We start from the raw sequence: 25,426 nt of genomic DNA, 5'->3' as shown, positions 1-25,426 counted from the left end.
AACCACCGCTCAACGGTTGGCTTGTTTCCATGACCATGCGCTCTACGCTACTTTTTCTCTGTCTGCTAACGGCCTGCGCCCCGCGCTACAAAGGGCCTGTTACCGATCATTTCAACGGCAAAAAATTTGTCAACACGGGGCCACCGGTAGAACGGCAGGGCGGGCTGCTCAAATGGCTGCTGCACCGCGACAAAGGCCCCTGGCTCGATAACCCCGACGCCCAACCCGGCCCCAAACCAGCTACCCGCGTTTTGGGCGACAGCGTGGTAGTTACGTTTGTCGGTCATTCGAGTTTTCTGATTCAGACCGATGGCCTCAACATCCTGACCGATCCGGTCTGGAGCAACAAGATTGGGCCGACGAAATGGCTGGGTATCAAGCGCCGCCGCCCGCCGGGGCTACGCTACGAAGATCTGCCGCCCATCGACGTCGTGCTGCTGAGCCATTGCCACTACGATCACCTCGACCTGGGTACGTTAGGGCGGCTGGCCAATGACTTTTCGCCGCAGATGGTAACGCCACTGGGGGTATCATATCTCCCTAAAAAAGTAGGCGGCAAAACCACCCGCGAACTCGACTGGAACGACCGGCTGGAACTGCTGCCCAACCTGGCCGTTACGGCCACGGAGGCGCGCCACTTCAGCAACCGGGGTATGGGCGACCGTGACCGCACGCTCTGGGCGGGGTATCTGCTACATACCCGTTTCGGCACGATCTATTTTGCGGGCGACACAGGTTACGGCGATCTGTTTCCGAAGATAGCCCAGAAGGCGGCGGACAGCGAAAGCGGGGCTATCAAGCTGGCGATGCTGCCCATTGGCTCCTACCGCCCCACCTGGTTCATGGCCCCGGTGCATATGTCGCCCATCGATGCCGTGAAGGCATTCAACGATCTGGGTCGACCGCAAAGTGTTGGTATCCACTTCGGCACCTTCCAGCAGGGCGACGACGGCCTGTTTGAACCCCAACAAGACCTGACCAAAGAACTCCTCACCCAAAAAATTCCCCTCCAGCGGTTTACCGTACCGACAGAGGGGAAGGCGATGGTGTTTAAGAAATGAGTTTTCTTCCCTAAGGGGGCGGTTTGACCGCCCCCTTAGGGAAGAAAACGATTCACCTTTCCAGCTTGAAACCAGCATCGACGACGGGTCGCTTGGGCTCATTGGCAACTTGCCAGGCCGTGACGTACATCCAGCGGGTCATGTTGGCAAGCTTGGCGTAGTCGATGCGGGCGGGTTCGTCGCGCGGGGTGTGATAATCGGGGTGCAGGAGCGTCGTAAAGCAAATCGCAGGTACGTTGGCGCGGGCGTAGGGCAGGTGATCGGAGCGGAAATACCAGCCTTCGGGGTGGTCGGGTCGATCCCAGAGCGTATCGAGCTTAAACTTGGCCGTTGCCTGGTTGGCGGCCATCGCCGTATTAACCAGATCGAGCGAGTTGCGGTGAGGCGGCTGCGAGCCCAGCAACGCGGCGCTGTCAGGCACGTTCCGGCCCATCATTTCGCCATTTAACACTGCCGCAATGCTCGACTTGGGCACCGTCGGGTGATCGACAAAGTAGCGCGAGCCCAACAGACCTCGTTCTTCGGCACCGTGGAAGACGATCAATAGCGATCGTTTGCCCGGTTTCTGCGCAAATGCCCGGCCAATCGCCAGCGCCGCTGCGCAACCCGTGGCGTTGTCGTCGGCACCGTTGTAGATGGAGTCACCCGCTACGGCCCGGCGGATACCGTCGTGATCTTGGTGCGTGCTGATGAGTACGTATTCGTTTTTCAGGGTCGGATCGGTGCCGGGCAGTTTCGCCACGATGTTTACCGACGGATAGCTGAAGCTTTCAACGTTGACCACGTTGGTAAACTGCTGATTGGGCTGCTGTATCATCGGCAAGGCTTTGGCCGGTAGCCACAGCAACGGTGCCTGCGAAAAGACGCGTGTATTGGGTCCGCCCGGCAAATCATACCGGCCCATCTCCATCGCGCTACTCCACCAGTTATAGATGGCATCGGCCCGGCTGTCCGACACAAACAGCGTAGCCACGGCCCCCGCTTTGACGAACTCAGCGGCGCGGCGGTTCATGGTCGATAGCATAAACCGACGGAAGCTCAGATCGCCCGGCGGGTTACCCGAAAACAGAATAGCCACGGCTTTGCCCTTTACATCGACCTTCGCCATCTCCTCGGGCGAACCCGCACCGACATACACCAGTGGGGCATCGACAGAGGCAATGGCCGGAGCCAATGCGATCACGTCGGGTCCGTACGTCAGCGCTTTACCGCCCACTACAAACCGGCTCGTTTCGCTCACGCGGGTACGTTGGATGTGGAAAAACTGGAAGTAGGTACCGTCGTCGCCACCGGGTTGCAGGCCCATTGCCCGCAGTTGCTCGGCAATCCAGGCCGAGGCTTTTAGCTCGTTGAGCGATCCCGCCACACGTCCCTGAAAATGGTCGTCGGCTAGTTTGTAGAGATCACGTTTAAGATCAGCTTCGCGGATGGCCACCCGGTTGTCGGCAGGTTGTTTCTGAGCCAGAGTGGCAGTCGACAGCAGCGCCAGCCCAAACGCCAGTCGCCGAATGCGTTGAGTGAAGTGAATCACAGAAAAAAGTCGGTTAGTTAACTATCTAAAGTAACGACTTTCACGTGCCCGACCGCTCTTTCGGCGTAAAAAAGCAGCCGCCAGACAATCATCTGGCGGCTGCCCGATTGATGAGGCTGTACCTTACTGTTGGATAATAAATCGGAGCGTGGCTGGTTTCCAGCCATCAGGCGCAATGTTTATCAGATAGAGGCCGTTGGCCAGCTGCTCCGTGTTGAGCCGATAAGGAGCGGCTGGAGCGGCATTTAATCGAAGTTGTTGCAGGGAACGACCTGTCAGATCGCTGACGCTGAGCCCGACCGGTTGACCGACAACCGCGCTGAGGTCAATCAGCACGTGGTCGCGGGCCGGGTTGGGCCATAGGCTAAAGGTGGCGGCTATAGGTTCGTCGGCAAAACCGATACGGCCACCCGCGGGGCAGGTCGTTTCAGTGATGCTCCATTGCTGGTTGGTGCCATTCGTGGCCGCCGCCTGAATGATGTCGCCGCCTTCGTTGGTATTAGACCCACTTACATCGATGCGTTTGCCTGAGTTGCGGTTCGTAAAGGTGTAGAAGCCTTCTGTGTTGCGAACGACGCTCCATTGCTGGTGATTACCTCCCCAGAACGTCCATTGGTGGAGCAGCGTCCCGTCGGCCGTCGAGGAATTGGGAACCTCGATCGACTTGCCGTTATGCAACACCGACACCCGATAATAGCCCCCGTCGATGGGGTAAAACCGCCACTTCTGCCAGAGCCGGTCAGTGTTGGTATTCTGGCGGATATTCACGCCGTCGTCGGGTAAGCCGGAAGGTACGTTCAGCACTTTTCCACTGCTGCGCGACTGAATCCGGTAACACTTGGTGGGATCGATAACGGCCGTTGGCTGAACTACGGTGGTTGAACTGCCCCCCGTTGTGATGCAGGCCCGTTCTTCGATCAGCCATTGCTGGGCAGCGGTACCATTGGGCGTATACTGAACGACCATCCCACCTTCAGTCTGGTTGCTGTTCTGCACGTCGAGCGCCTTGCCCGAGTGGCGGGCCGTAATCTGAAAATAACCTTCGGCGTTGCGTTGTAGCGACCAGTGCTGGTTTCGGCTGTAGATGCCGTTAGAACTCCACTGATGCAGACCTGCCCCATTCTCTTGCGACGACCACCACACGTCGAGCACCTTGTCACTATGCGCCGCTACGATCTGGTAATAGCCATTGTCGATGGGTTCAAACTTCCACCGCTGCCACTCCTGGTTGGCGTCGGTGCGCTGCCGAACGGCCCCGCCATCGTCTTTCACGCCATTCTCGACGCCCAGCACCCGGCCACTTACCCGCGAGTAAATCCGGTAACAAGTGTTGGGCACCACGCCTGTCACCGACACCGGCGGCGGAGTTGAACCAGTAGGCGTTGCACTGATCTCAACGCCGCCCGTCCAGGCCGAACCACGCCGGGTATAGACCCGGAAGTAGTATGCCTGACCGGCCATCAGTTCGGTTACCGTCAGGGAAGTCGCTACCCCCTGATACAGCACCTTTCCCCCGAAAAACTCGGCGCTATTGGCTGTGAAACTGCTGTTGGCTGTATACGTAGGCGCACTAGGCCGATCGGTGAAGCCCGACCCCGCCTTACCCACAACCAGCACATTATCGAACGAAATCACTGGGTTATTCCAGTTCAGCCGCACGGCGTTGGTGAGCGGCGTAGCAGCCAGGTTGGTGATGGCCAGGCTGGGCGAGTTACAATCCGGATAGATGCGCACCGAATCCTGCGCCGTGAGGCCACCGGCATCCGTAACCTTCAGGGTAATCATGTAGTAATATTCTTCGCCGTCGCAGCCTACAGGCGATATAACCACGGTTGGCGATGGCTGATTAATGACGGCCTCCCGGTGTTCGTGGTTGTTATGGTGCAGGCGCACCTGCCAGGCGTAGGTCAACGTCTCGGGCGACTCGTCGGTGATGCTGGCCGTTAGGGTGTAATTGCTGGCTTTGTCGAGCGGGTATTTGCTGTTGGTTACCGGGCTGGTAATACGGGCCGTTGGTGCGGCATTGTTGAGCGACACCTGGAACGATTTAGTATCGCTCAGCCCTTTGCTGTCCTGCACGGTTAGCTGCACGGAAAAACCTTTACCGGGCAATCCGGAAAACACCTTGACGGGGCTAGCAAGCGTCGAACTGGTGCCATCGCCGAAATCCCAGGCGTAGGTGAGCGGGTCGCCGTCGGGGTCGGTCGAGGCGCCTGCGTTGAACGTAACACTCAGCGGCGACGTACCCGTCAGTGAACTAGACGTCGCCACAGCCGTCGGGGGGCGATTGCCGCCGTAGCTGATTTTCATGATGCTTCCCGCAAAGACATTCACGTAGTACAGCGCTCCATCGAGCGGGTTATATTCAACGTCGACGATGCTATTGATACCCGTTGTAGCCGACAGAAAATCACGTACCTGCGTTACTTTTCCGTCAGCCGACAGCGTAGCGGCTTTGATCCAGTTGGTGCCGTAATCGGCGAAGAAGTAAGTGTTTTGCCAGGCAGCCGGAAACGCCTGATTGGCCGGATAATACGCTCCGGCGGTTGAGCAATTGCCGGGAAAAGGTGTCCCCGCCGCACCTCCAGCTCCACCCAGCGGCGTGGCCGTGGGCGTGTTGCCATTGAAGGTGGGGGTGCGGGCTATCGCTTCGCCGTGTTTCCAGTCGAGGGCGGGGCGGCTGTGGAAGTAGCGGCGCTGCAAACCGGTCAACGGGGTTGAACCGCAGGGACTAGTTGCCACTACGGTGCCCGCCGCCGGGTTGACCTCGTCACGGAGCAGATCGGCGAAGGTCAGATAAGGCTTCCCGCACGACGGATCAGGGTTCGGTTCATCGCGATTTTGCAAGGTCTGGGCGATGTTCATGTAGTCGACTTGTGGCGTAATTCCTTCAAACAACGGCCACCCTGCATTTTCGCCACCCGTCCGGATTACGTGCATGTCTTCCCAACGATCCCAACCCACGTCACCAATGAGCAACGTACCTGGGTTGCCGTCAGTGGGGTTGGTGCTGCCCGTGCCGGGTTGTAACGTCATCCGGTAAGGGTTACGCAACCCGAGGGTCCAGACGCGCGACTTCGCCGACCGCGGGTTGGCCGGGTCATAATATGGGTTGCTGCTGAGTCCATTGCCTGTGTTAGGGTCCAGACGCAGCACTTTTCCGCATAGCGACGTAAGCATCTGCGACCGGAACGCGCCCACGTTTTCGTTGGCACTCATAATCGTGTCGGCCAGCGCCGCCTGATAGTAAGTCTCGGGGGCAGAGCCCTTATCGACACTGGTAAAGCTGGCGTTGTCGCCGGTCGACAGCAGCAGCGAGCCATCCCGTCCAAACACAATGGTACCACCTGCATGTGACTGGTGCGTGAGGGGCACACCTGTTTTTTTGCTTTCGCCCAACAGCAGTTTCCGGGTATTATAATCGGCGCTGACGGTGCTGCCCGTGGTAACGAGTTTGTAGCGTGTCAGGCGGCCGATGGTGGCATTGTAGTATTCATTCCGATTGATGTCGTAGTTAGCCCGATCGCCATTGAAAAGCTGATACCGGTCGACAACGTAGAAAAAATAGGCAAAGCCATTCTGGTCGAAGTTCGGGTCGAGCGCCACGCTCAGCAGGCCAAAATCGCCCCAGTTACCAACTTCATTAGCCAGATTGATTACGGGCGTGGGTTGTTTGACATATTGCGTTCCATTCCAGACCGACGCCCACAGGTAGCCATCTTTTGTCCAGACAAATTGGTAACGGCTGTCTTTGCTGAAAATGATTCCGATTGGTATTGTATAACCATCCTGAGCCTTACTGTTATTGAACCCAGTGGGCAGTGTTTGCCCCCAGGCTACCGAAGCCCCCCCTAACCCGCCAAGTAGACTGATTGTGAGGGCAAAAGCCAGCTGGTACAGCTTAGCAAATCGCGTAAACATGTTGTCAAATAGTAACGGGAGTTAGGGGATAAAGCCGTCCAGAACTACCTTGGAAAGCCATCCCCATCTTGACGTAGTTGCCGCGTTTCGTCACCGACTGTTCACTACGCACATTACTTTTCGCTGCTTTTGTTATTGAGCGTGTAGGCCGGCCCGTTGAGGCAGTCTGCCGAACATTCGGTCTGTCGGTTGGTTCGTTCAGGAAACAGAACCAACAAAACCAATGGCACAGTCCTATCCGCAGACGATTCTGCAAAACACGCTTCATGCCTTGGGCCGGGCCGACGCCCAACCCGCCAGTGGGGCCGATCTGATCCGGGAATGGCAATCGGCGCTGAAAAATGCCGATGGCACGGAGACCGTCAGCCAACACCTGACCGATCTCTACGACGAACTGCTGAACCCCACGCCCGATAGCCACCGGGTGAAGCATCATCTGAACGCGCTGGCCGCCCAAACGCAATCGCTGGCTCGTTCGGCCGACGGCGAGATGACTGACCAACTGACGCAGCTGGCCGACTCGTTGCGTTCGTTTGCGACGGATCTAAACCGCGTTGGCGACGACAGCCAACTGGCCGAAAACCAAACGGCCGACGGCACTATTTATGACCTCTATAACCCCGGCGACCGGGCGCAGAAGTTATTCATCGACACGCTCGAGACCTTTTCGGCAGGTCCAGCGGGCGCAACGACTGAGCAGGGTTCGGCCATGGTGGAAGACTGGGTAACGGTGGTTCGCTCAGACGTGAGCACCCAGTGGATTGAAGCGTCGCTCCTGCAACTGCGCGATGCGCTCGAAGCGGGCGACATGCGCACGACGGAACGGCTTATGCGCGAACTGGCCGGCACGGCGCAGGAATATGCGAACAACACGCCCGACGGCCCGTTCAGCAAAGACCTGACTAACCTGGCAACCGCCCTGATCAGCTTTGCAGGACCCTTGAGTTAATTAGGATGTATAATGAATGATGCACAATGTACAATGGGGTTGCGTCAGCAGTAAGTACGCCGCATAGACCATTGTACATTGTGCATCGTTCATTATACATTATCCTCACCTGGGTACTTCGACACGTTGCACTAGTTGGGCAATGACATCGTCGGGCGTAGCGCCTTCCATTTCGCGTTCGGGCGTCAGCAGGACCCGATGGCGCAGCACAGGGGCGGCCAGTTCCTGCACATCTTCGGGCGTAACAAAATCGCGGCCCCGGATGGTAGCCAGCGCTTTGGCGCTGTTCAATAAAGCGACCGCGGCACGGGGCGAAGCGCCCAGATACAACGATTTGTTGGCGCGGGTACTCCGCACGATCTGCGCGATGTAGTCGAAGAGATTTTCTTCCACATGCACTTGATGCACTTTGCTGCGGAGCTCAGCCAACTGATCGGCCGTCAGCACGGCGTCGATGGCGTCGATCGCATCGGCCAGATTCCGGCGTTGATGGTGTCCCCGCAGAATATCCACTTCTTCGGCCTGATCGGGGTAGCCCACCACAATTTTGAACAGGAAGCGATCGAGCTGGGCTTCGGGTAGCCGATAGGTCCCTTCCTGCTCGATGGGGTTCTGCGTAGCCAGCACCATAAAAGGCGGTGTCAGCGGGTACGTTGTGCCGTCGTTGGTCACTTGCCGTTCTTCCATCACCTCAAACAGCGATGCCTGCGTTTTGGCCGGTGCCCGGTTGATCTCGTCGATCAGCACCAGGTTGGCAAAAATGGGGCCCGGCTTAAAAGAAAATTCGGCCGTTTTCGGGCTGAATACCGACGTACCCAGCACATCAGCGGGCATCAGATCGGGCGTAAACTGCACACGGCTAAACTGCACCGAAATGGTTTTGGCCAGCAATTTGGCCGTGAGGGTTTTGGCCACGCCCGGCACCCCTTCGATCAGGACGTGCCCATCCGCCAACAGGGCGGTCAGCAATAAATCGAGGGTTTGGTGTTGCCCGACGATCACCTTGCCCACCTCCGAACGGATGGCATCGATGGCCGTTTTCAGGCTTTGAAGGTCTACGCGGGTGTCAAACGGTTGTTCCATGCGAAGGGATTATCAATTTACAACCCGACTCTCTGGTCAGGTCAGTTTATACGGTCAATTTGGTGTGCGCCGCCGCGTAGAACTGCTCGATGGCACCGTTGAGTCGGAGAAGGTCAAATTCAGTAATCGAAACGGCCTGTTGCGCCTGCACCAGCATCCGGACCAACTCCTGCACCTGATCGAGTGGAACGCCGCTCTTTCGGGTAAGCAATTCCGTAAAATCCGCATCGAGGGCCTGCGTGTTGAGCAAATACCGTTCGCGAATATCGGCCAGAAAGTACTGAATTTTCTTGCGGGCTACATTATCATGGTTGCCCTGCTGGAAATACATCCGCCCCACGGTCTGCGCAAATTCCAGCGACCGGTTTTTGGGCAACTCCACCACCGGAATAATGCGCTGGGTACGTTTCCCCGCAAAGAAAACGTACAGAATCAGCCCCCAGAGGCCAATCAGGTACGCCCAGTTGAGGGCAGGCTGCCGCTTGATGTAGCGCAACAGCGATTGTTCCTCTTCCCCAAAACGCCCCTGCTTCTGGTACTCGTCCCAGAAGGTAGGTTGAGCGGGCAGGAATGAAAACGCCTTGACCATGTAATCGCTGGAGGCGTCTTGCAGCACATAATAATTGGTGAACGCCAGCGGCAGGTTATGGATGTAGAACGTACCCCGACCGTGCGGAATCTTCAGGAAGACCGCCTCGTTGCGGGCATTGCGCGCCAGCACGGTAATGGCCGAGTTGGGCTTTTTTACAACCAGAAAGTTCCGGCCATCGTCGTGTTTGAAGCCATACCCTCCTTTACGAGCCAACGCGGGCAGCACAAAATTGGAGCGCAGCGTCGAATCGGCTCTGAGTGGATTTTTCAGGTCGGCTTTAAAGCCCAGCGCCCGGCTGAGGGTATCCGAAAATTCGTAGGCCGACAGGAAAGCCGTGTTGCCTTTGGCCACGTAACGCAGCAACTCACGGGTATCGAGCGCCCCCACGTTGAATGTCTGGCAAACGGCGACGTAGTTACTGCGGCCGGGCAGTTTGGTCTCCGTCAGCAGGTTGTAGGGCGGCAGACGGGTACTCTGCACCGACGCCTCCCGCATCAGGCTGGGTAACAGTTCAAAGGTAGCCTGCGCGCCAAACGGAATTTTGTCGTCGTTCCGGTACGTCGGGTTCCAGTCGATGGGTTTGGGTTTGTAGTATTCAAACAGCACAAACGCCACCACCGTAGCCAGCAGAATGACAATATATTTGTTAGGTCGCATAAGGGAAAGACGCTCGTAAGACGCATTCGAAGGCGGCACCGGCACGGTTGGCGGTCGTGCCCGAACGGAATTCGGCTCTACGAGTTAAATGCCTTGAATTCTTCCTGGATTCGGGTAAAGCGCGTTTCATCGACGGGAAAATCGCCATACCAGACGTACTCAAAATGGGTAGTCAACTGCTCGAAACCCAGCCGGGCAGGGTTGCCGGTGAGTTCGTAGGCATACTGCCGATTGGTTTTGTTGGGTTGCCAGCGAATCAGGCCATTATCGGTGAGGCGCTTGAGCGTTTGCAGGTACAGCAGCCTGACAGCCAGCCGATAGTTGCGCCCGCGCACGGCCTCGTCGATCCGGTCGGTGAAGTTGATGGCGTGGATGTCTTCTTCCAGCGTAGTGTAGTCGAGGCCCAGGTTACGGGCCCGGCCCGGAAACAACCGGTTGAGCACTTCGGCTTTATAAAGTAGCCAGATCACCAGCCCCGCAATGACCAGCATCAACACATATTGCCCCACACTCCGGTACGCCCGGGTTCGTAGCAACTCGCCTACCTTCATCCAAAACCAACCCCAGAACTGATCCCACAGGCTAGCCGTAGGCGGTACGTCGTCGCCGTAGCGATACTCGCGGCTGTTCTGCAATTTTTCCCGCAAATCCGTATCGACGGAACGTACCTGAACCGGCGCCTGATCATTAGCGGCGGCATAGGTTACCGTATCCTGAGGATTCTTGGCGTCTTCCGGGGTAATCACTACCTGTTTCCCCTGCGTCGGATCAACTTTCGTCGAATCCTGTGCCCATAACGGCAGTGCCGTCAGGCAAAGCAGGCAGCAGGCATAGCAGCGCAGATAGCGCGTTGCGGTTGGGTTGGCAATAGGCATTGTGGCTTGTCAAACAAGTGGCTTAATACTCGCCCTCTTCTTCAGCCGCCCGGCGCACTGAGGCGGGCAGGTCATTGGCCGATGAATTTGCAGGCTGACCGATGCGGTCGATGGCGCGGTCGAGGCTGCTTCCTTCTTTTTCTTCCATCAGGTTAAAGTACTGAACCGCCGCTGCCGTGGCCGACAACGATTGAAGAATGGCCGTACCTACTGAACCGAAAGCCGTGGTCAATGTGGCCAGCAACGTGGCCTCCTTAAGCAAACCAGCGCCAAACAGCCCACCCACAATGCCGGCCGGAATGGTAAACACCATGCCGATGATACCCGCTACGATACCCATAACCAGCAGCAGACCGGCCGTTGCCCACCAATTGTCGCTGATCAATTTAAAGCTACGGCTGATAGCCTGCCCCACGTCGGTCCGTTCGAACACCAGAATCGGTGTAGCGAGCGACAGCGCCACCATCACGTAGAACCCTGGCAGAATTAGCAATACAAACGCAACCGCCATAATAATAGACGACGCAATGGTGAGCATGATGCCCGACCCGATAAACCCTTGCACTTCGGCCCAGACCTCGCTCACGGTAATTGGCCGGTCGGGGTTTTTCCGGTACAGCTGAATGTATGAATACGTGACGAGGCTCACCAGCACGTACCCAACCAGTTGAAAAGCGAAACCGACCAGTGCCCCCCCCGAGAATATCCGGCCGTAGAATTCAATGATCTGGTCGGGGGTCTTAATTGACGTGGCCGATCCCAGCACGCCCGCCTGTGCGTAGCCCGAGATAATGCCACCCACCAGCGCTACCGGCCCCACAATGTAAAGCAGCGCCAGGCCTAACCCCCGGATGTTTTCGGTCAGGAACGAAAACGTAGTATTGATTTTCTCGCCAAAATCGCGGCGTTGTTCAAAGATGATCATGCGCAACAGGAATAGAGTGGTACGGAAGAAGTAAAGCGTGGTTCAAGGGATCTGTTGGATCGGCGTTTCGACACCTCTTTTATTCAGTTTAATGGGGTAAAGGATGAAATACCAGATAATAAACGCCGCCGACGTTCCAATAATCAACAAACTTAGGACAGGCGGCAAGGTGAGGCGGGTAACGAAGCTTTCCAGAAAGCCCGCCATGATGAAGATCGGCACTAGCCCAACCACAATTTTCAACCCCTGCTTGGCACCCCGCTTGAAAGATTCCATCCGGGTGAACGTACCTGGAAACAGCAGGCTGTTGCCCATCGTGAGGCCCGCGCAGCCCGCGATCACGATGGCCGATATTTCGAGGGTGCCATGAATCCAGATTTTCAGAAACGAGTCGAGCAGCAGACCGCGTTCGTAGAAAAAGGCCTGAAAAGCACCCAGCATCACCCCGTTGTAAAACAGCAACATCACCGTCCCGATGGAGGCCACAACCCCCGCGACAAACGCCCGGAACGATACACCAATGTTGTTGAGCGTAATCTGGAAAAACATCGACGATTGATCGCTCTTGCCGTAAACGCCCAGCGGATCACCTTTCTTGATGTTTTCGAGGGTCATGTTTACGTATTCGTCGCCCAGGATAAGCCGCACAAAGGTGGGATCGTTGAGCGCCGACAGCCACCCGATGAAGCAGGCTACCCCAAACAGAATGGCCGATACGGCCAGCAGCCGGTGCGACTGGTAGAAGAGCGTGGGTAACTCGCGCGTCCAGAAGGCCACAAACCGGCCCCGCTCTTCGCGCCGGTTCTGCATCAGCCCCCGGTGCATCTGCGCAGCCAGCCCGTTGAGGTAGCGCGTCACATTGGCGTTGGGGTAAAACGTGCGGGCATACGACAGGTCATCGGTCAGTTCCACATACCGGGCGGTCAGTTCGTCCGGATCGGTCGTCGGGTTCTGCTCAATCTCGGTCCACTTGTCGGTATTCCGTTTTACGAAAGCAGCTTCGCGCATGGTTGTAGTCGATTCTGAGGTTAATAGTACTGAAAAAAGGACGAAGTAGAAACAAAAACTTGTCGTTGGGCATTAGCTTCGCATCGTCGGTCCACAGGCCTGCAATGTCGTAAGCGTTGCGGCTGCGGTCAGTTGTCAGTTGCTTTCGGAGCTATTACCCATCCACCTATGGCCATTGCAATAAACACATCACAAAATGTACTGCTTGAGTATGAACCCGCCAGTATCGGCGACCGTATCCTGGCCACCGTCATTGATTATGTGGTTATTATCGGCTGGCTTTTGCTCACCGTCGCCCTCCCGGCCAGTTTAGGTTGGACGGGCCCAGGCAGGATGAGCATCGTATATTACATAGTGGTGGTTGGGTTGCCTGTCCTCTTCTACGATTTCCTGTGCGAGTGGCTCCTCAACGGGCAGAGCCTCGGCAAAATCGCGATGAAAATCCGGGTGGTGATGATGGACGGCACACAGCCGGGCATTGGGGCGTACCTGCTCCGTTGGCTGCTCCGCCTGATCGACACACGCATTTTCAGCGGGCTGGTCGCGGTTGTCTGCGTGGCGGCCAATGGTAAAGGGCAACGCCTCGGCGACATGGCAGCGGGCACGACGGTCATCCGTCTGAAACCCAAAGTCAACCTCAGCGACATTACGTATTCGCAATTACCCGAGAATTACCGCGTTACTTTTCCAGAAGCCGCTCAGCTGTCGGATCAGGACATTGGGGTTATCCGTGAAGTACTTCAGCGGGGCTCGTCGGATGCGGTCTTGCGGACGGCCGAAAAAATTAAAGACGTTCTTTCCATTAACAGTAGCCTGGATAGCTATCAACTGCTTCACGCCGTTGTCAACGATTACCAATACCTGGCTATGCAGGACTAAATCAATGCACAATGAATAATGTACGATGTACAATGGATAGTGCGGTTCGCATTAGTCATTCATTGTACATCGTACATTATTCATTGTGCATTAACTAACCATGCTTGACTCGATAAAATCGCTTTCCCAGCAATACGCCGCCGATGCGGTTCAGACCCGTCGGCACCTTCACGCCCACCCCGAGCTGTCGTTCAACGAACGCGAAACCGCCCGGTTTGTGGCCCGTGAGCTTACGGCCTTGGGCCTTGAGCCGCAGGAAGGCGTGGCCGATACGGGCGTGGTGGCGCTCATTACAGGTACGTTGCCCGGCAACCGTGAGCGGGTCGTAGGTCTGCGCGCCGACATGGACGCCCTGCCCATTCACGAAGCCAACGACGTACCCTACAAATCGACGGTCGAGGGGGTGATGCACGCCTGCGGCCACGACGTGCACACGGCTAGTTTGCTGGGTACGGCCCGCATTCTGACCCAATTACGCGATCAGTTTTCGGGAACAATCAAGCTGGTATTTCAGCCGGCCGAAGAGAAAGCCCCCGGTGGCGCTTCGCTGATGATTAAAGAAGGCGTGCTCGACAACCCACGGCCGGCGGGTATGATCGGTCAGCACGTGGCACCCAACGTACCTGTGGGCAAAATCGGGTTTCGGGAAGGCATGTACATGGCCAGTACCGACGAAATTTACATGACCGTACGCGGCAAAGGAGGCCACGCCGCCATGCCCGACAACCTTGTCGACCCGGTGCTGATTGCCTCGCACATCATTGTGGCCTTGCAGCAGATCATCAGCCGTAACCGGCCACCTGCCAGCCCGTCGGTGCTATCGTTTGGGCGGTTCATTGCCGATGGTGTCACCAACGTGATTCCCAACTACGTGGAGATCGAGGGTACGTTCCGGTGCATGAACGAAGAGTGGCGCGAGAAGGGCGCGGCGCAGATGCAGAAAATGGCTGAAACAATGGCCGAAGCGATGGGCGGCACCTGTGAGTTCACCCGCGTGAAAGGCTATCCGTTCCTGAAAAATCACCCCGAACTGACCCGTCGCCTACGTACCCAGGCCGAAGCCTACATGGGCCGCGAAAACGTGGTCGATCTGGATTTGTGGATGGCGGGCGAAGATTTTGCTTTCTACTCGCAGGTGGTTGACTCGTGCTTTTACCGCCTTGGCACCCGCAACGAAGCCCGTGGCATCACCAGCGGGGTTCACACGCCTACGTTCGATATCGACGAAAGTGCCCTTGCTATCGGTCCCGGCCTCATGGCCTGGCTCGCCGTGCAGGAGTTGCAGGGTTAATGAATAATGCACGATGTACAATGCACAATGGGCTGGCGCATCAATACAGCAGCGCCAGCCCATTGTGCATTGTACATCGTGCATTATTCATTACCAGCCTTCCCACTCAGCTTCTGGTGTAGCTGACTGCCGTCGCCGTAGAGAATATCGCCAATGCGCCAGTTGCCGTTTTCGTTCCGCAAAAGAAACGTGAACGTCTTCTTCGCGCCCAGGTTCGAAAATGTCACCTGCACTTCGGCTTCGTTGTTTTTGACCACGGCAGGTTGAATAATAAACTCCTTCACGTCCGTATCCTGCGCATCGTAGAGCGGATCGGCGTCGAGGCGACCCAACTCGCCCCGCGAGGTGCTTTTGGCGTCGCGCCAGATCAGGTTGGCCAGCTCACTGGTAAAATATTGCCGAATACGCGTACGACTTTCTGACTGATAAAAGGGGCTTTTCTGGGCATCGTGGGCCGCGTATAGCGCCGCCACCACATCCTGCGCCGAGCGCGTCGGCATAGGCGGGTTGGCCGAGTTCGTAACGGAAGGGGCTGTAGGAGCCGTTACCGAATCACTAACCGCCGATGCATTAGCCGCCCGGCTCACACTATCGGCCGCAGCCTGCTGGGCCTGTTCGTTTTGGGGCGATGAACAGGCCGCCATCCAACTTAGTCCAGCAATTACATAAAAAGCACGAAAACGGGGCATACAGGTCAATAAGGTGCTATACAAACATACAAGCCTGATTCATTTGTTCGGCGTTGCCGGCCAGCGTTGGGCATCCATTTACTCTACGGTGTGGGGCAAGCCAACCAACCCGCTACCCATTCGATAATAAATCTTCTTGATAATGTACCATAACTAACTCTTTGTTGTTATAATTGTACGCTAAACAATAATTGTTAAGCTAATTACCTTCATCAACAAATGAGCAGTGGCGGCATTGGAGTTGGTTAGCCTCCGATGCTGCCCGCTGCTCCCTCCGGTTATGGAAGCGATGCTTGTTTCGGACCCCGCCACCCAAGCGCTGGCCGTTGCCCAACACGATCAGCCCACAGCAGATTTTTTACCCCTTAACGGCACCGATTACGTCGAACTGTACGTAAGCAATGCCCGGCAGGCGGCCCACTACTTCCAGACCGCCTTCGGGTTTCAGCCGCTGGCGCATGCCGGGCTGTCGACTGGCCTCCGCGACCGCGAATCGTATGTGGTAGAGCAGGGCAAAATTCGGCTCGTACTCACATCACCCCTGCACGGCGGCACCGACATTGGCGCTCACCTCGACAAACACGGCGACGGCGTGCGCGTGGTAGCGTTCTGGGTCGATGATGCAACGGCGGCTTTCCGGGAAACGACTCAACGCGGGGCCGTTCCGTTTCTGAAACCGACCCGCGAGGAAGACCGCTTCGGGTACGTTGTCCGGTCGGGTATTCACACGTACGGCGATACGGTGCACCTATTTGTAGAGCGCACCGATTATGCGGGCGTTTTCCTGCCCGGTTACGAAGCGTGGCAGCCGACCTACCAACCTGCCTCAACAGGTTTGCTCTACGTAGATCATATGGTGGGCAATGTAGGCTGGAACGAGATGAATCAGTGGGTTAACTTCTACGCAAACGTTATGGGTTTCAGCCAGTTGGTTTCGTTCGACGATAAAGACATCTCGACCGACTACACGGCCCTGATGAGTAAGGTGATGAGCAACGGAAATGGCCGCGTGAAATTTCCGATCAACGAGCCCGCCGAAGGCAAGAAGAAATCGCAGATTGAAGAGTACATCGATTTCTATGGTGGGGCGGGTATTCAGCACATGGCCGTGGCAACCGACGATATCGTGGCGACCGTAACGGCCCTACGCGATCGGGGCGTCGAGTTTCTACGCGTGCCCGACACATACTACGACGACCTGAAGGAGCGTGTCGGCGAGATCGACGAGGAAATCGAAACGCTGCGTCCGCTGGGTATTCTGGTTGACCGCGACGAAGAAGGGTATCTGCTTCAGTTGTTCACGAAGCCCATCTGCCCGCGTCCCACGTTGTTTTTCGAGATTATTCAGCGCAAGGGAGCGCGCTCGTTTGGCAAAGGCAATTTCAAAGCCCTTTTCGAAGCCATCGAACGCGAACAGGAATTACGAGGTACGTTGTAAATTTTTAACGCAAAGACGCGAAGGTACACGCAAAGGGCGCGAAGGTATAAATGCTAATTGCCTTGGCGACCTTCGCGTACTCTTTGCGCCTTTGCGTTAACTTTTCTTTCCATGCATCAGGATTACGCTAAATACACCCCCGACGAGCAGGCGGTTTGGGAATTGCTCTTTACCCGGCAGATGGCCCAGTTGCCGGGGCGGGCGTCGCAGGCCTATATGGATGGGATTGTGGCGACGGGCTTCCCCAACAAGCGCATTCCCAACTTTGAGAAAGACCTGAACCCGCGCTTGCTGCCCCTGACCGGCTGGCGGGTGGTGGCCGTGCCGGGCCTGATTGGCAATCGTGAGTTTTTCGAGCTCATGGCCGACCGGCAGTTTCCGGCCACGACCTGGGTACGTTCGCGCGAACAGCTCGACTACCTGCCCGAGCCCGATATGTTTCACGACACCTTCGGGCACGTACCCGTGCTGACCAATCAGTCGTTCTGCGATTTTCTGGCCTCGCTGAGTCGGCTGGCCCTGAGCCATGTCGACAATGAAGAAGCCATTGAGATGATCGCCCGGCTCTACTGGTACACGGTGGAATTTGGCCTGATTCGGGAACGCGATGCGTCGGGCAACAGCCACCTGCGGATTTATGGCGGGGGGATTCTGTCGTCGCCCGGCGAGACCGTCTATGCCCTTGAAAGCAACGTACCCAAACGGCTTGACTACGATGTAACAACGCTCCTGCAAACGCCGTACATCATCGATCATTTTCAGGAACAATACTTCGTAATCGACTCCTACGAGCAGTTGTACGAATCAGTGCCGACGATTGAAATCCGGCTGGAAGAGCTACTGGCTGCCAAGGTCTAGGCGGCATCTAACGGGAAGAATGCCCATTTCTGCGTAATATTGGTCATTGTTCATTGTGCTTTGCCAATTGAAATGACGCACCCTTCCGACGAGCGCGCTTATTTTTTTAAGATTGATACCGCTATCAAGCGGATCCGGTACGCCCTGCAAAAACGCTTTACCGACGCGGGTTTCGACCTCACGGTCGACCAATGGGTGCTGATCGATCACCTGCATCGGAACCCCGGCATCAGCCAGAACCAGTTAGGCGAACTGACGACCAAAGACGCGCCCACCGTGACGCGCATCATCGACATCCTGACCAAAAAAGGCCTCGCCGAACGCCGGATGTCCGACGACGACCGCCGCAAATTCCTGATTTCATTGACGCCCTCTGGCGAAGGCATCTATGCGCAACTTCTGCCAATGGTGGTTGACATCAGGCGGCAGGGTTGGGGCGAACTTAGCGACGAAGATTACCAGCACTTTACGCGCATCATGGATTCGATTTATCGTAATTTTAGCGCATAACGTTACAACCAGCGCGCCTCTGTCGGGGTCATGGTGACGACGAACCAACTCTGCCTGTATGCGACGCCACTACCTGTATATCTTGCTGTTGCTTCTGACCGACTGTCTGCCATCGTGCACACCGGGTTGCGGCCCCGATGCCGACCAGGAACCGAGACTTACGATCTACTTCAGTTCAGCGTCGCAAAAGCCACTAACGGCGCGAAATGTAGTCACCAGCATTCAGGGCATTGACGGGGCACAGGAGTTGCGCGACCCAACCCGAACGCACCCCACAGATCTAGATCAGCCCACTAGCTCAGTGTCGTACAACGTACCGTATAGCCTGGCCGCTGACCAAACCCGCTACGTGCTGACGTCGGCTACCCGTTTCGATACGCTTACGGTCAACTACCGGCGCATATTTTCGTACAAAGACGACGATTGCGGCTACTGGGTCGACGTGCAACCACCCATTGGCTTTACGAATCCGGACCCAACGGGGCTTCCCACTACTGGCCTTGGTGCCCGATCGACCCTGGGTAAGGTTACCAGCGTATATTACGAAGGCACCCGCTTAGACCACAATGTCTTCAACAGCCGCTACACCAGAAGCGACATCACCGTCAGTATCACGCTGCCATGAAACAACGGGCTCTATTAGTCCTGGGTACGTTGCTGTTGGCGGTGACGACGCAGGCGCAGGATACCATTCCGCTGTATTCGGCGGCGCTGGCTCAGCAAAAAGCGAAGCTGGTCCAATCGCGTCGGCCGTGGATCGGTACCGATCTGTCGCGGGGCATCTGGTGGGCGTATTCGGCCCTCAATTGGCAGCAGACGCCGGTCTATTACCGACCGGTATCCGTGAGTTTGTACTGGCCCGTTCGGCCCCGTCAGCTCGAAGACCGGAACGCTTACGTAAGCGTTGGCTACGCAACCTATGCCGGTACGTTGCGCCGGACAGTTTATCAGCGTGGCCAAAGTGCACACCTGCGAGCGGGCATCGAAATCAGACGAAAGGGGCTTTTGCTAGGCTACGGAGCCATATTGGCGGGCTGGTCGGGCGATGGGTCGATTTTATTCAAAGGCCCGGCTTTCGGCGATTATCTGCAACCAACCGGCTCCCTGAGTGGGCTGGCGTTCGGTGGTGAGGCACACCTTGGGCGCGAAATTGAGTTGGGGCCCCGGCTGGCCCTGCGGCTGTCGTTACGCACGACGCTACTGGCTAAGACGAATAACGCACTCACCATTGAGCCCCCTTACCTGTCAGGCATCGACTGGCTCAAGATGGCTAAAACGGGCGGTATCGGTTTAAGCGCTGGTCTCAATCTGGTTTATCAGCTATGAAGTCGTTCGCCTACATCGGGACCCTGCTGCTGCTCAGCCAGTGCAACCCGCCCTGCGCCAACGAGTTGCCCCGTATCCGAGTCGATGTATCGGTCACCCCGGGTCGACGGGTAGAGCGTTGGCAGGCACTGGGCCAAAGAGAACCTTTTACCGTTTCTGGACCCGTTACCGGGCGGCAAGTGCTTGAATTACCGGTCGATCTGAACGCTACAGCCACCCGCTATACAGTACAGATCGACGGCAAGCCGGATACTCTGACGGTTCGCTATGCGGTTCAATTGAGTGATCCATCGGATAAATGCGGCTACAGCCTACGGCTGACACGCCCGACTCAGGAACTGGCGGCACAACGGGCGCTTGGCCCCGTCGAGGCCGTTTATTACGACGGCGATCCACTCCCGCCCAACCTGCCTGTGCAGTATGGTCAGCCGGGGTCTGTTCGGGTACAATTAAGCCTGTAGCCGCCACGCCCCGATGAAAAAAGCTGTTTACATAGCGCTCTGCCTGGCCCTGATCACGAACGTCTCCTGGGCGCAGTCTGCTTCGCCCGAAGCGCCAATCGCTCCGCGTCGGCTGCAACTTGGCCTCGATGTGGCAAAAATGCCTGTCTCCTGGATTGGGCGTATTCCCTCACAGCGGGAATCGTTCTACACCATCGAACCTCTCATTCGGCTGGAGCACCCCGACCGACGGCATTGGTGGCAAGGCCAACTGGGCGTCACCCGATACACGGGTGCGGTTTCTGGGCAAACGTACCTGAACCTGACGGGTGGCTTCCTGAAAGCGGGCGTGGAGTGGGTACATGGACCGAAATGGACACAGGCCGCTTTGTTGACAGCTTCGGTTTGGCAAACCAACGGCAACGTGCGCATTCCGGCCGGAACCTTCGGTGAAACAGTGATTCCTATCCCTACCGCAACAGGAGGCACTATAGGTGTAGAGGGCCAAACCAATCGCGACTTTGGCCTGGGTGAGCGGTGGCTGGTGCGCGTCTGCATCCATTACGGTCTGTTCCACAATCGCCTGCCAACGCAATCTATGCCTCCCCCCTACCTGCCAGGACTTGGGCGGTACGTTGGTTTTACTCAATCTGGCGAGCGCGCCGCACCGATTGCGCTGACGGGTGGTGTTGCCCTGAAACTGCTTTACTCGCTACCCTTACGTTGAACGTACCGGGCACAGCCCCAACAGCCTGTCGAATAGTTGTGTAGCTTTGTTAGCATGACAACCATTTCTGCCGATAGCCTGCCACAACTGGCTTTTTACCGCTACATGATCGGGTCGGTTGGCCCGCGCCCCATTGCGTTCGCCAGCACCATCAGCGCCGACGGGCATGTAAACCTCAGTCCGTTCAGCTTTTTCAATGTCGTTGGGTCCAACCCGCCGATGCTTATGTTCGTACCAAACCTCAACCGGCATGGGCACAAAAAGCACTCATTGCTGAACGTAGAAGAGGTGCCCGAAGTGGTCATCAACGTAGTGAGCCACCGCATGGTCGAGCAGATGTCGCTGGCTAGTGCCGAATACGATCGGCACGTCAATGAGTTTGTCAAAGCGGGTTTTACCGAAGTGCCGTCTGACCGGGTACGTCCGCCGCGCGTGGCCGAGTCGCCGGCCGCTTTTGAGTGCGTAGTTCGGCAGCTTATCCCGACGGGCGATAGCCCCGGTGCCGGTACGATCGTGCTGGCCGAAGTGCTGACGGCTCATTTTCACGACGACATTTTCACTGAAAACGGGCTGATCGACCCGCATAAGATCGATTTGGTTGGCCGCATGGGCGCCGACTGGTACTGCCGGGCCAATGGCGAGGCGCTGTTTGAAGTGGCGCGCCCCAAAGTCGGCATTGGCTACGATGGGCTGCCCGTCGCCATCCGTAACAGCCGCATCCTGACCGGTAATGACCTGGGCAAGCTTGGCAGTTACGAGGCCTTCCCGACACCCGACGAGATTCGTGACTATGGGCAAACGGAAGCGATTCGATCGCTCCGAGACGAAGCCAGCAACGGATGCCAGTACCTGCCCGATTTGCTGCACCACTGCGCCCATCAGTTGCTGCAACAGCATCAGGTTCGGGAGGCGTGGCTAACATTGCTACAATGATCAGGTACGTTGCCCCACCGGCGATTTGTCCACTTACCTAATAGTCTAAACATATCGCCTACTCATGACGTTTCGATGCTACCAACAAAACGTTATGAACATGAATAATTCTGCAACCCGAGCGGGCCTGGTCGGTATCACCACGGTCTGCCTGTTATTAGTGGCCATTGGCCTACTGACCGTGGTCACGAGTTGCTCAACCGACAGCACCGACAAAGTCAAGCAAGCTAACGACAAGCGCATCGACGCGCAGGCAGCAGTTTTCAGTGCCGAAGCCAAAGACGATGCCAAAAGCATGGCCGACAAGATGGTCGATCTGGCCAGTATGCAACAAACGGCCAATCAACTAAGCCAGGAAGCGGCGCGGCGGGCAACTAATCCGCAGGTGAAAGCCTATGCGCAACGGGTTATCTCTGCCAATCAACAGGCCGATAGCGACTTGCGCCGTCTGGCAAACGAACTTAAGATTGAGTTACCTGCGACGCTGTCCAACGAAGGCAAAGACCGGTTGACTGATTTACAGCATGCCGAGCCGGGTGTTGCGCTTGATCTGAAATACCTAGATGAAATGGGAAAAGTGGCGAAGAAATCGGCCAACGCAGCCGACGATCTGGCCGATGCGGGCACAACCGATGCGGTAAGAAGCTATGGCAAGAAGCTGAAGAAAACGCAGGAAGATGCCGACGATGCTATCAAGCAATTGAAAAACGTCATCAATTAGCAAACAAACAGCTTTTCAGCCTAGAACTGGAAGTAGATGAACTGATTCGACGTGAAGACGCCGAAGAAGTAGATCACCAGCACCAGCACGGTCATCAGCGCGAAAAATCGGGGCGTGCTGCGTGTCGGGATTGTCAGGTACGTTGATTCCTTCACCAGCAGAAAGGCAATCAGGGCTACGCTGAACCAAAGTTCGGCGCTGTTGAGCGGCGACGGAACCTCATTACCCGGCGAGAACCTGACAATCTTTTTCAGAATCAACACAGCTGACCGGACGCTGGTTGCCCGGAAGAATACCCAAGTCAGCATCACGAGTGCGAAGGTAATCAGCACGTTACCCACGTGCCACAGCCGCCCAGTGGGTGCAAAACCGGCTTGCTGAGTAATGGGCCGATCGCTTGCTTTGCCCAGCCATTTGTCGCGCAGACCAGCCCCGACCTGGTACGCCCCATGCAAACCACCCCAGATGACATAGGTCCAGTTGGCCCCGTGCCATAGACCCGACGCCAGAAACACGATCATCTGGTTCAGGTTTCGCCGAAACTCGCCTTTGCGGTTACCACCCAGTGGAATGTAAAGATAATCACGAAACCAGGTCGACAGAGACAGGTGCCACCGCCGCCAGAACTCGGTAATGGAATGAGCCACATACGGCGCTTTGAAGTTCTCCATCAGCGTGAAGCCCATCACCCGGGCCGTTCCGATCGCGATGTCGGAATAAGCCGAAAAGTCGCAATAGATCTGGAAAGTGTAAAAGAACGTGGCGATTAGCAGGCTCATCCCGCTGTGGCTCGCGGGGTCGGCATAGGCCGGGTCGACCATCATGGCGATTCGGTCGGCAATGACGCACTTCTTGAAAAAGCCAAAAGCCATGCGCATCAGCCCGGCTTTGATATTTTCGAAATCGTAGGCAAAATGTGTGTGGAACTGATGCAGCACGTTCTGTGGCCGCTCGATCGGCCCCGCCACCAACTGCGGATAGAACATCACATACAGCGCATAAATACCAAAATGTCGCTCGGCTTTCTGGTTACCCCGGTACACCTCGATGGTGTAGCTCATCGCCTGAAACGTATGGAATGATAAGCCAATAGGCAAAATCCCCATGTTGTCTTTATAGGACGACACACCGCTTTGCCCAAACACTTCGATTACTTTCAGAAACAGTCGGTTAGCCACGTGGGTAACGCGCTCGGCTAATACAGGCAAATCGAGGTGATTGAACACCCAGGCGATGTTTTCAGTAAAAAAACCCAGGTACTTGAAAAACGCCAGAATCCCGACGTTCGACAGCAGCGACAGAATCAGCAGCCATTTGCGCCCGCGCCCAACGGGTGTTTTTTCCAGCCAGATCCCCGCGATGTAGTCGATCACGATGGTCAGGAAAAGGATGAAAATGTAGGTAGGCTGAAAAACGGCGTAGAAGTAACAACTCGCAATCAGCAACAGTGACCACCGCCCATTGCCTTTTGGCAGGCTGTAATAGGTTAAGGTGACTACGGTGAAATAAAGAAGAAACTGAAGTGAATCAAACAGCATAGGTGGGACGTAGCTCGTTGGTCAGAGGCAGCGGTTCAGTGCTCGGGTACGTGACGCTGAATAGAGGTCGGTGCGGCTTGCCCAACCACTAGCTGCTTCACAGCCTGAATTGCAAATAACGTAAAACCGCTCACCAAAAAGATTTCTATTCCGTAATCGAGCAGGTACGTTGGTCGATCTATCTGGCGAAAGCTATAAAAGAAAGGCTGCCCGATTCGCCACCAGAACGACGAATGAACGGCGGCCAGCACGTTAAAGACAATCAGAGCGCCCATTACTCGCCCATTGGTAAGGTCAACCATCACGAACAGCAGTGGCAACATAGTCAGATAGGCGTAGTTGCTGATGGCGTTGTGCTGCACGACGGTCGTCCAACTAAAAATCAGGATGTAGAACAGGGCAACTGTATGCCGGGCATCGGTTTGTAATTGACCGAGCTGATGACGCCGGTAAAGCACGTAGCCCGTCAGGCCAACGGTGGTGAGCAAGCCCACATAACTTTCTACGTTCTGGAAACGGTTAATGGCTTCGCCGATAAAGGGAGCCAACACCGAACGCAGGTTGGGGGCTTTCAGGTAAGCGCCTTCTTCAAGCGGCTGTTGGATAAACAGCAGATCGGCTTTCCAGAAATAAAACAGCGCCACGGGCAGGCCAAGCAGTGCACAGGCCCCAACAAACTGCATTTTTTTTCGCGCCATAAAAAACAGCGGTACGCCCATCAGGACAAACAACGCCTTGGTCGACAGCAGCCCCAGGGCAAACCACAACCCGGCTCTGAACGACTGATTGTTGGCGAGAGCTTTCCCGGCCAGCAAGGCAAAAATCCACAGCACCACGTCTTCCTGCCCACTTGTTACACAGAACACGAACGACACGGGTAATAGATAATACATCAGACAACGGAACAGCCGGGCGGGTCGCTTTTCGGGGCTTAAAAGCTCGCGATACGTCAGCCAGACGGCCAGCAGTTCGAAGAGGGTCATAGCCAGCACGATCACTTTGGGGTCGCGCCATAACCAGACAAACGGGGCCAGCCAATAGCCAAATAGTGGGCTGTAGGGGCAAATCACATCGCGATACAGCATTTTCCCATACGCCGCAGCTTTGGCAATGGGATAGTAGTACCCGCGCACATCTGACTGAGGACTAAAGCCCTGCGACACATAAATGACCAGGAATGGCACTAGGCGCAGAACCAGCCAGAATACTGGTAACCAAGGTATATTGGGCCGTGCTAGCTCGCTTTCGATACGCTGCCGTTGCCAGAGAACAAGAACAAGAATCACCGCCAGTAGCAGTGAGGCAACCAATTTAGCGTAGAGTATAAACATAAAAAGCCTCACCAGCAATCGGGTCGCTGGCTATCGAGCAGCCGAAAAGATCGTCAATTCCTACAAAAATAGCGGATTCCCGACAGCAATACCCCCATCCTATCGTAAGGCCTTACTGATTATGTACTATGAACATTCTGTAC

General features: G+C 56.2%; 23 protein-coding genes. 13 read left to right on the top strand and 10 right to left on the bottom strand.

Translation table 11 applies throughout. The features are described 5' to 3' along the window. Positions 1-35 precede the first annotated feature (35 nt). A complete protein-coding gene (locus ACAW74_RS13670; RefSeq protein ID WP_370698765.1) occupies positions 36-1,061 on the top strand; it encodes an MBL fold metallo-hydrolase in 1,026 nt (341 codons plus the stop codon). A gap of 52 nt (positions 1,062-1,113) precedes the next feature. On the opposite strand, the gene ACAW74_RS13665 is transcribed toward ACAW74_RS13670, so the two are convergent. Together ACAW74_RS13665 and ACAW74_RS13660 are read right to left on the bottom strand one after the other, a co-directional pair. Beyond that, positions 1,114-2,592, bottom strand: a complete 1,479-nt coding sequence (locus ACAW74_RS13665; RefSeq protein WP_370698764.1) for a M28 family peptidase — start codon at positions 2,590-2,592, stop codon at positions 1,114-1,116. A 123-nt stretch (positions 2,593-2,715) separates the two neighbouring features. Further along, positions 2,716-6,513, bottom strand: coding sequence for an RICIN domain-containing protein (locus tag ACAW74_RS13660; RefSeq protein ID WP_370698763.1), 3,798 nt, complete (start codon positions 6,511-6,513; stop codon positions 2,716-2,718). 223 nt (positions 6,514-6,736) lie between these two features. Between ACAW74_RS13660 and ACAW74_RS13655 the strand changes: the two genes are divergently transcribed. Beyond that, the gene (locus ACAW74_RS13655) at positions 6,737-7,462 is read left to right on the top strand and encodes a hypothetical protein (RefSeq protein ID WP_370698762.1); all 726 of its coding nucleotides are present in this window, start codon (positions 6,737-6,739) and stop codon (positions 7,460-7,462) included. A gap of 105 nt (positions 7,463-7,567) precedes the next feature. On the opposite strand, the gene ACAW74_RS13650 is transcribed toward ACAW74_RS13655, so the two are convergent. From ACAW74_RS13650 to ACAW74_RS13630, 5 genes are all read right to left on the bottom strand, one after another. Then, a complete protein-coding gene (locus ACAW74_RS13650; RefSeq protein ID WP_370698761.1) occupies positions 7,568-8,545 on the bottom strand; it encodes an AAA family ATPase in 978 nt (325 codons plus the stop codon). A 46-nt stretch (positions 8,546-8,591) separates the two neighbouring features. Next, positions 8,592-9,794, bottom strand: a complete 1,203-nt coding sequence (locus ACAW74_RS13645; protein ID WP_370698760.1) for a DUF4350 domain-containing protein — start codon at positions 9,792-9,794, stop codon at positions 8,592-8,594. Positions 9,795-9,871: 77 nt separating this feature from the next. Then, the gene (locus tag ACAW74_RS13640; RefSeq protein ID WP_370698759.1) at positions 9,872-10,669 is read right to left on the bottom strand and encodes a DUF4129 domain-containing protein; all 798 of its coding nucleotides are present in this window, start codon (positions 10,667-10,669) and stop codon (positions 9,872-9,874) included. 22 nt (positions 10,670-10,691) lie between these two features. Beyond that, positions 10,692-11,594, bottom strand: coding sequence for a DUF7847 domain-containing protein (locus ACAW74_RS13635; protein ID WP_370698758.1), 903 nt, complete (start codon positions 11,592-11,594; stop codon positions 10,692-10,694). Between the two features lie 42 nt (positions 11,595-11,636). After that, positions 11,637-12,602, bottom strand: coding sequence for a stage II sporulation protein M (locus tag ACAW74_RS13630; RefSeq protein ID WP_370698757.1), 966 nt, complete (start codon positions 12,600-12,602; stop codon positions 11,637-11,639). A 168-nt stretch (positions 12,603-12,770) separates the two neighbouring features. Between ACAW74_RS13630 and ACAW74_RS13625 the strand changes: the two genes are divergently transcribed. Both ACAW74_RS13625 and ACAW74_RS13620 read left to right on the top strand, forming a co-directional pair. After that, complete coding sequence (locus ACAW74_RS13625) at positions 12,771-13,481, top strand: RDD family protein (protein ID WP_370698756.1); 711 nt, start codon at positions 12,771-12,773, stop codon at positions 13,479-13,481. Between the two features lie 100 nt (positions 13,482-13,581). Beyond that, on the top strand, positions 13,582-14,772 hold the full coding sequence (locus ACAW74_RS13620) for a M20 metallopeptidase family protein (RefSeq protein ID WP_370698755.1): 1,191 nt from the start codon (positions 13,582-13,584) through the stop codon (positions 14,770-14,772). An 83-nt stretch (positions 14,773-14,855) separates the two neighbouring features. Here the strand turns inward: ACAW74_RS13620 and ACAW74_RS13615 are convergent, their stop codons facing one another. Beyond that, positions 14,856-15,461, bottom strand: a complete 606-nt coding sequence (locus tag ACAW74_RS13615) for a DUF3828 domain-containing protein (RefSeq protein WP_370698754.1) — start codon at positions 15,459-15,461, stop codon at positions 14,856-14,858. Between the two features lie 289 nt (positions 15,462-15,750). Here ACAW74_RS13615 and hppD point away from each other — a divergent pair, with 289 nt between their 5' ends. The 9 genes from hppD to ACAW74_RS13570 all read left to right on the top strand — a co-directional run bounded on the left by hppD (position 15,751) and on the right by ACAW74_RS13570 (position 22,414). After that, on the top strand, positions 15,751-16,899 hold the full coding sequence (gene hppD, locus ACAW74_RS13610) for a 4-hydroxyphenylpyruvate dioxygenase (protein WP_370699280.1): 1,149 nt from the start codon (positions 15,751-15,753) through the stop codon (positions 16,897-16,899). A 111-nt stretch (positions 16,900-17,010) separates the two neighbouring features. Further along, the gene (gene phhA, locus ACAW74_RS13605; RefSeq protein ID WP_370698753.1) at positions 17,011-17,757 is read left to right on the top strand and encodes a phenylalanine 4-monooxygenase; all 747 of its coding nucleotides are present in this window, start codon (positions 17,011-17,013) and stop codon (positions 17,755-17,757) included. 72 nt (positions 17,758-17,829) lie between these two features. Continuing rightward, positions 17,830-18,267: a MarR family winged helix-turn-helix transcriptional regulator gene (locus ACAW74_RS13600; protein ID WP_370698752.1), complete on the top strand. Its 438-nt coding sequence runs from the start codon at positions 17,830-17,832 to the stop codon at positions 18,265-18,267. A gap of 58 nt (positions 18,268-18,325) precedes the next feature. Further along, complete coding sequence (locus tag ACAW74_RS13595) at positions 18,326-18,892, top strand: hypothetical protein (RefSeq protein ID WP_370698751.1); 567 nt, start codon at positions 18,326-18,328, stop codon at positions 18,890-18,892. Continuing rightward, positions 18,889-19,593, top strand: coding sequence for a hypothetical protein (locus ACAW74_RS13590; protein WP_370698750.1), 705 nt, complete (start codon positions 18,889-18,891; stop codon positions 19,591-19,593). The genes ACAW74_RS13595 and ACAW74_RS13590 overlap by 4 nt, the downstream gene beginning before the upstream one ends. Further along, positions 19,590-20,054: a hypothetical protein gene (locus tag ACAW74_RS13585; protein ID WP_370698749.1), complete on the top strand. Its 465-nt coding sequence runs from the start codon at positions 19,590-19,592 to the stop codon at positions 20,052-20,054. Before ACAW74_RS13590 ends, ACAW74_RS13585 begins: the two co-directional genes overlap by 4 nt. Positions 20,055-20,067: 13 nt before the next feature. Continuing rightward, positions 20,068-20,760, top strand: coding sequence for a hypothetical protein (locus ACAW74_RS13580; protein WP_370698748.1), 693 nt, complete (start codon positions 20,068-20,070; stop codon positions 20,758-20,760). 54 nt (positions 20,761-20,814) lie between these two features. Beyond that, positions 20,815-21,693, top strand: coding sequence for a flavin reductase family protein (locus ACAW74_RS13575; RefSeq protein WP_370698747.1), 879 nt, complete (start codon positions 20,815-20,817; stop codon positions 21,691-21,693). A gap of 100 nt (positions 21,694-21,793) precedes the next feature. Continuing rightward, entirely contained in the window at positions 21,794-22,414 is a 621-nt protein-coding gene (locus tag ACAW74_RS13570; RefSeq protein WP_370698746.1) for a DUF4142 domain-containing protein, read from the top strand. Positions 22,415-22,434: 20 nt separating this feature from the next. Here ACAW74_RS13570 and ACAW74_RS13565 read toward each other — a convergent pair whose 3' ends face one another. Further along, the gene (locus tag ACAW74_RS13565; protein ID WP_370698745.1) at positions 22,435-23,952 is read right to left on the bottom strand and encodes an MBOAT family O-acyltransferase; all 1,518 of its coding nucleotides are present in this window, start codon (positions 23,950-23,952) and stop codon (positions 22,435-22,437) included. Positions 23,953-23,987: 35 nt separating this feature from the next. Further along, positions 23,988-25,283, bottom strand: a complete 1,296-nt coding sequence (locus ACAW74_RS13560; RefSeq protein ID WP_370698744.1) for a hypothetical protein — start codon at positions 25,281-25,283, stop codon at positions 23,988-23,990. Positions 25,284-25,426: the final 143 nt, after the last annotated feature.

Source organism: Fibrella musci, assembly GCF_041321105.1.
In the GTDB taxonomy this organism is placed as follows: Bacteria; Bacteroidota; Bacteroidia; order Cytophagales; family Spirosomataceae; genus Fibrella; species Fibrella musci.
The sequence above is the reverse complement of the archived record's forward strand: the minus strand, read 5'-3'. Positions and strand labels throughout refer to the sequence as shown.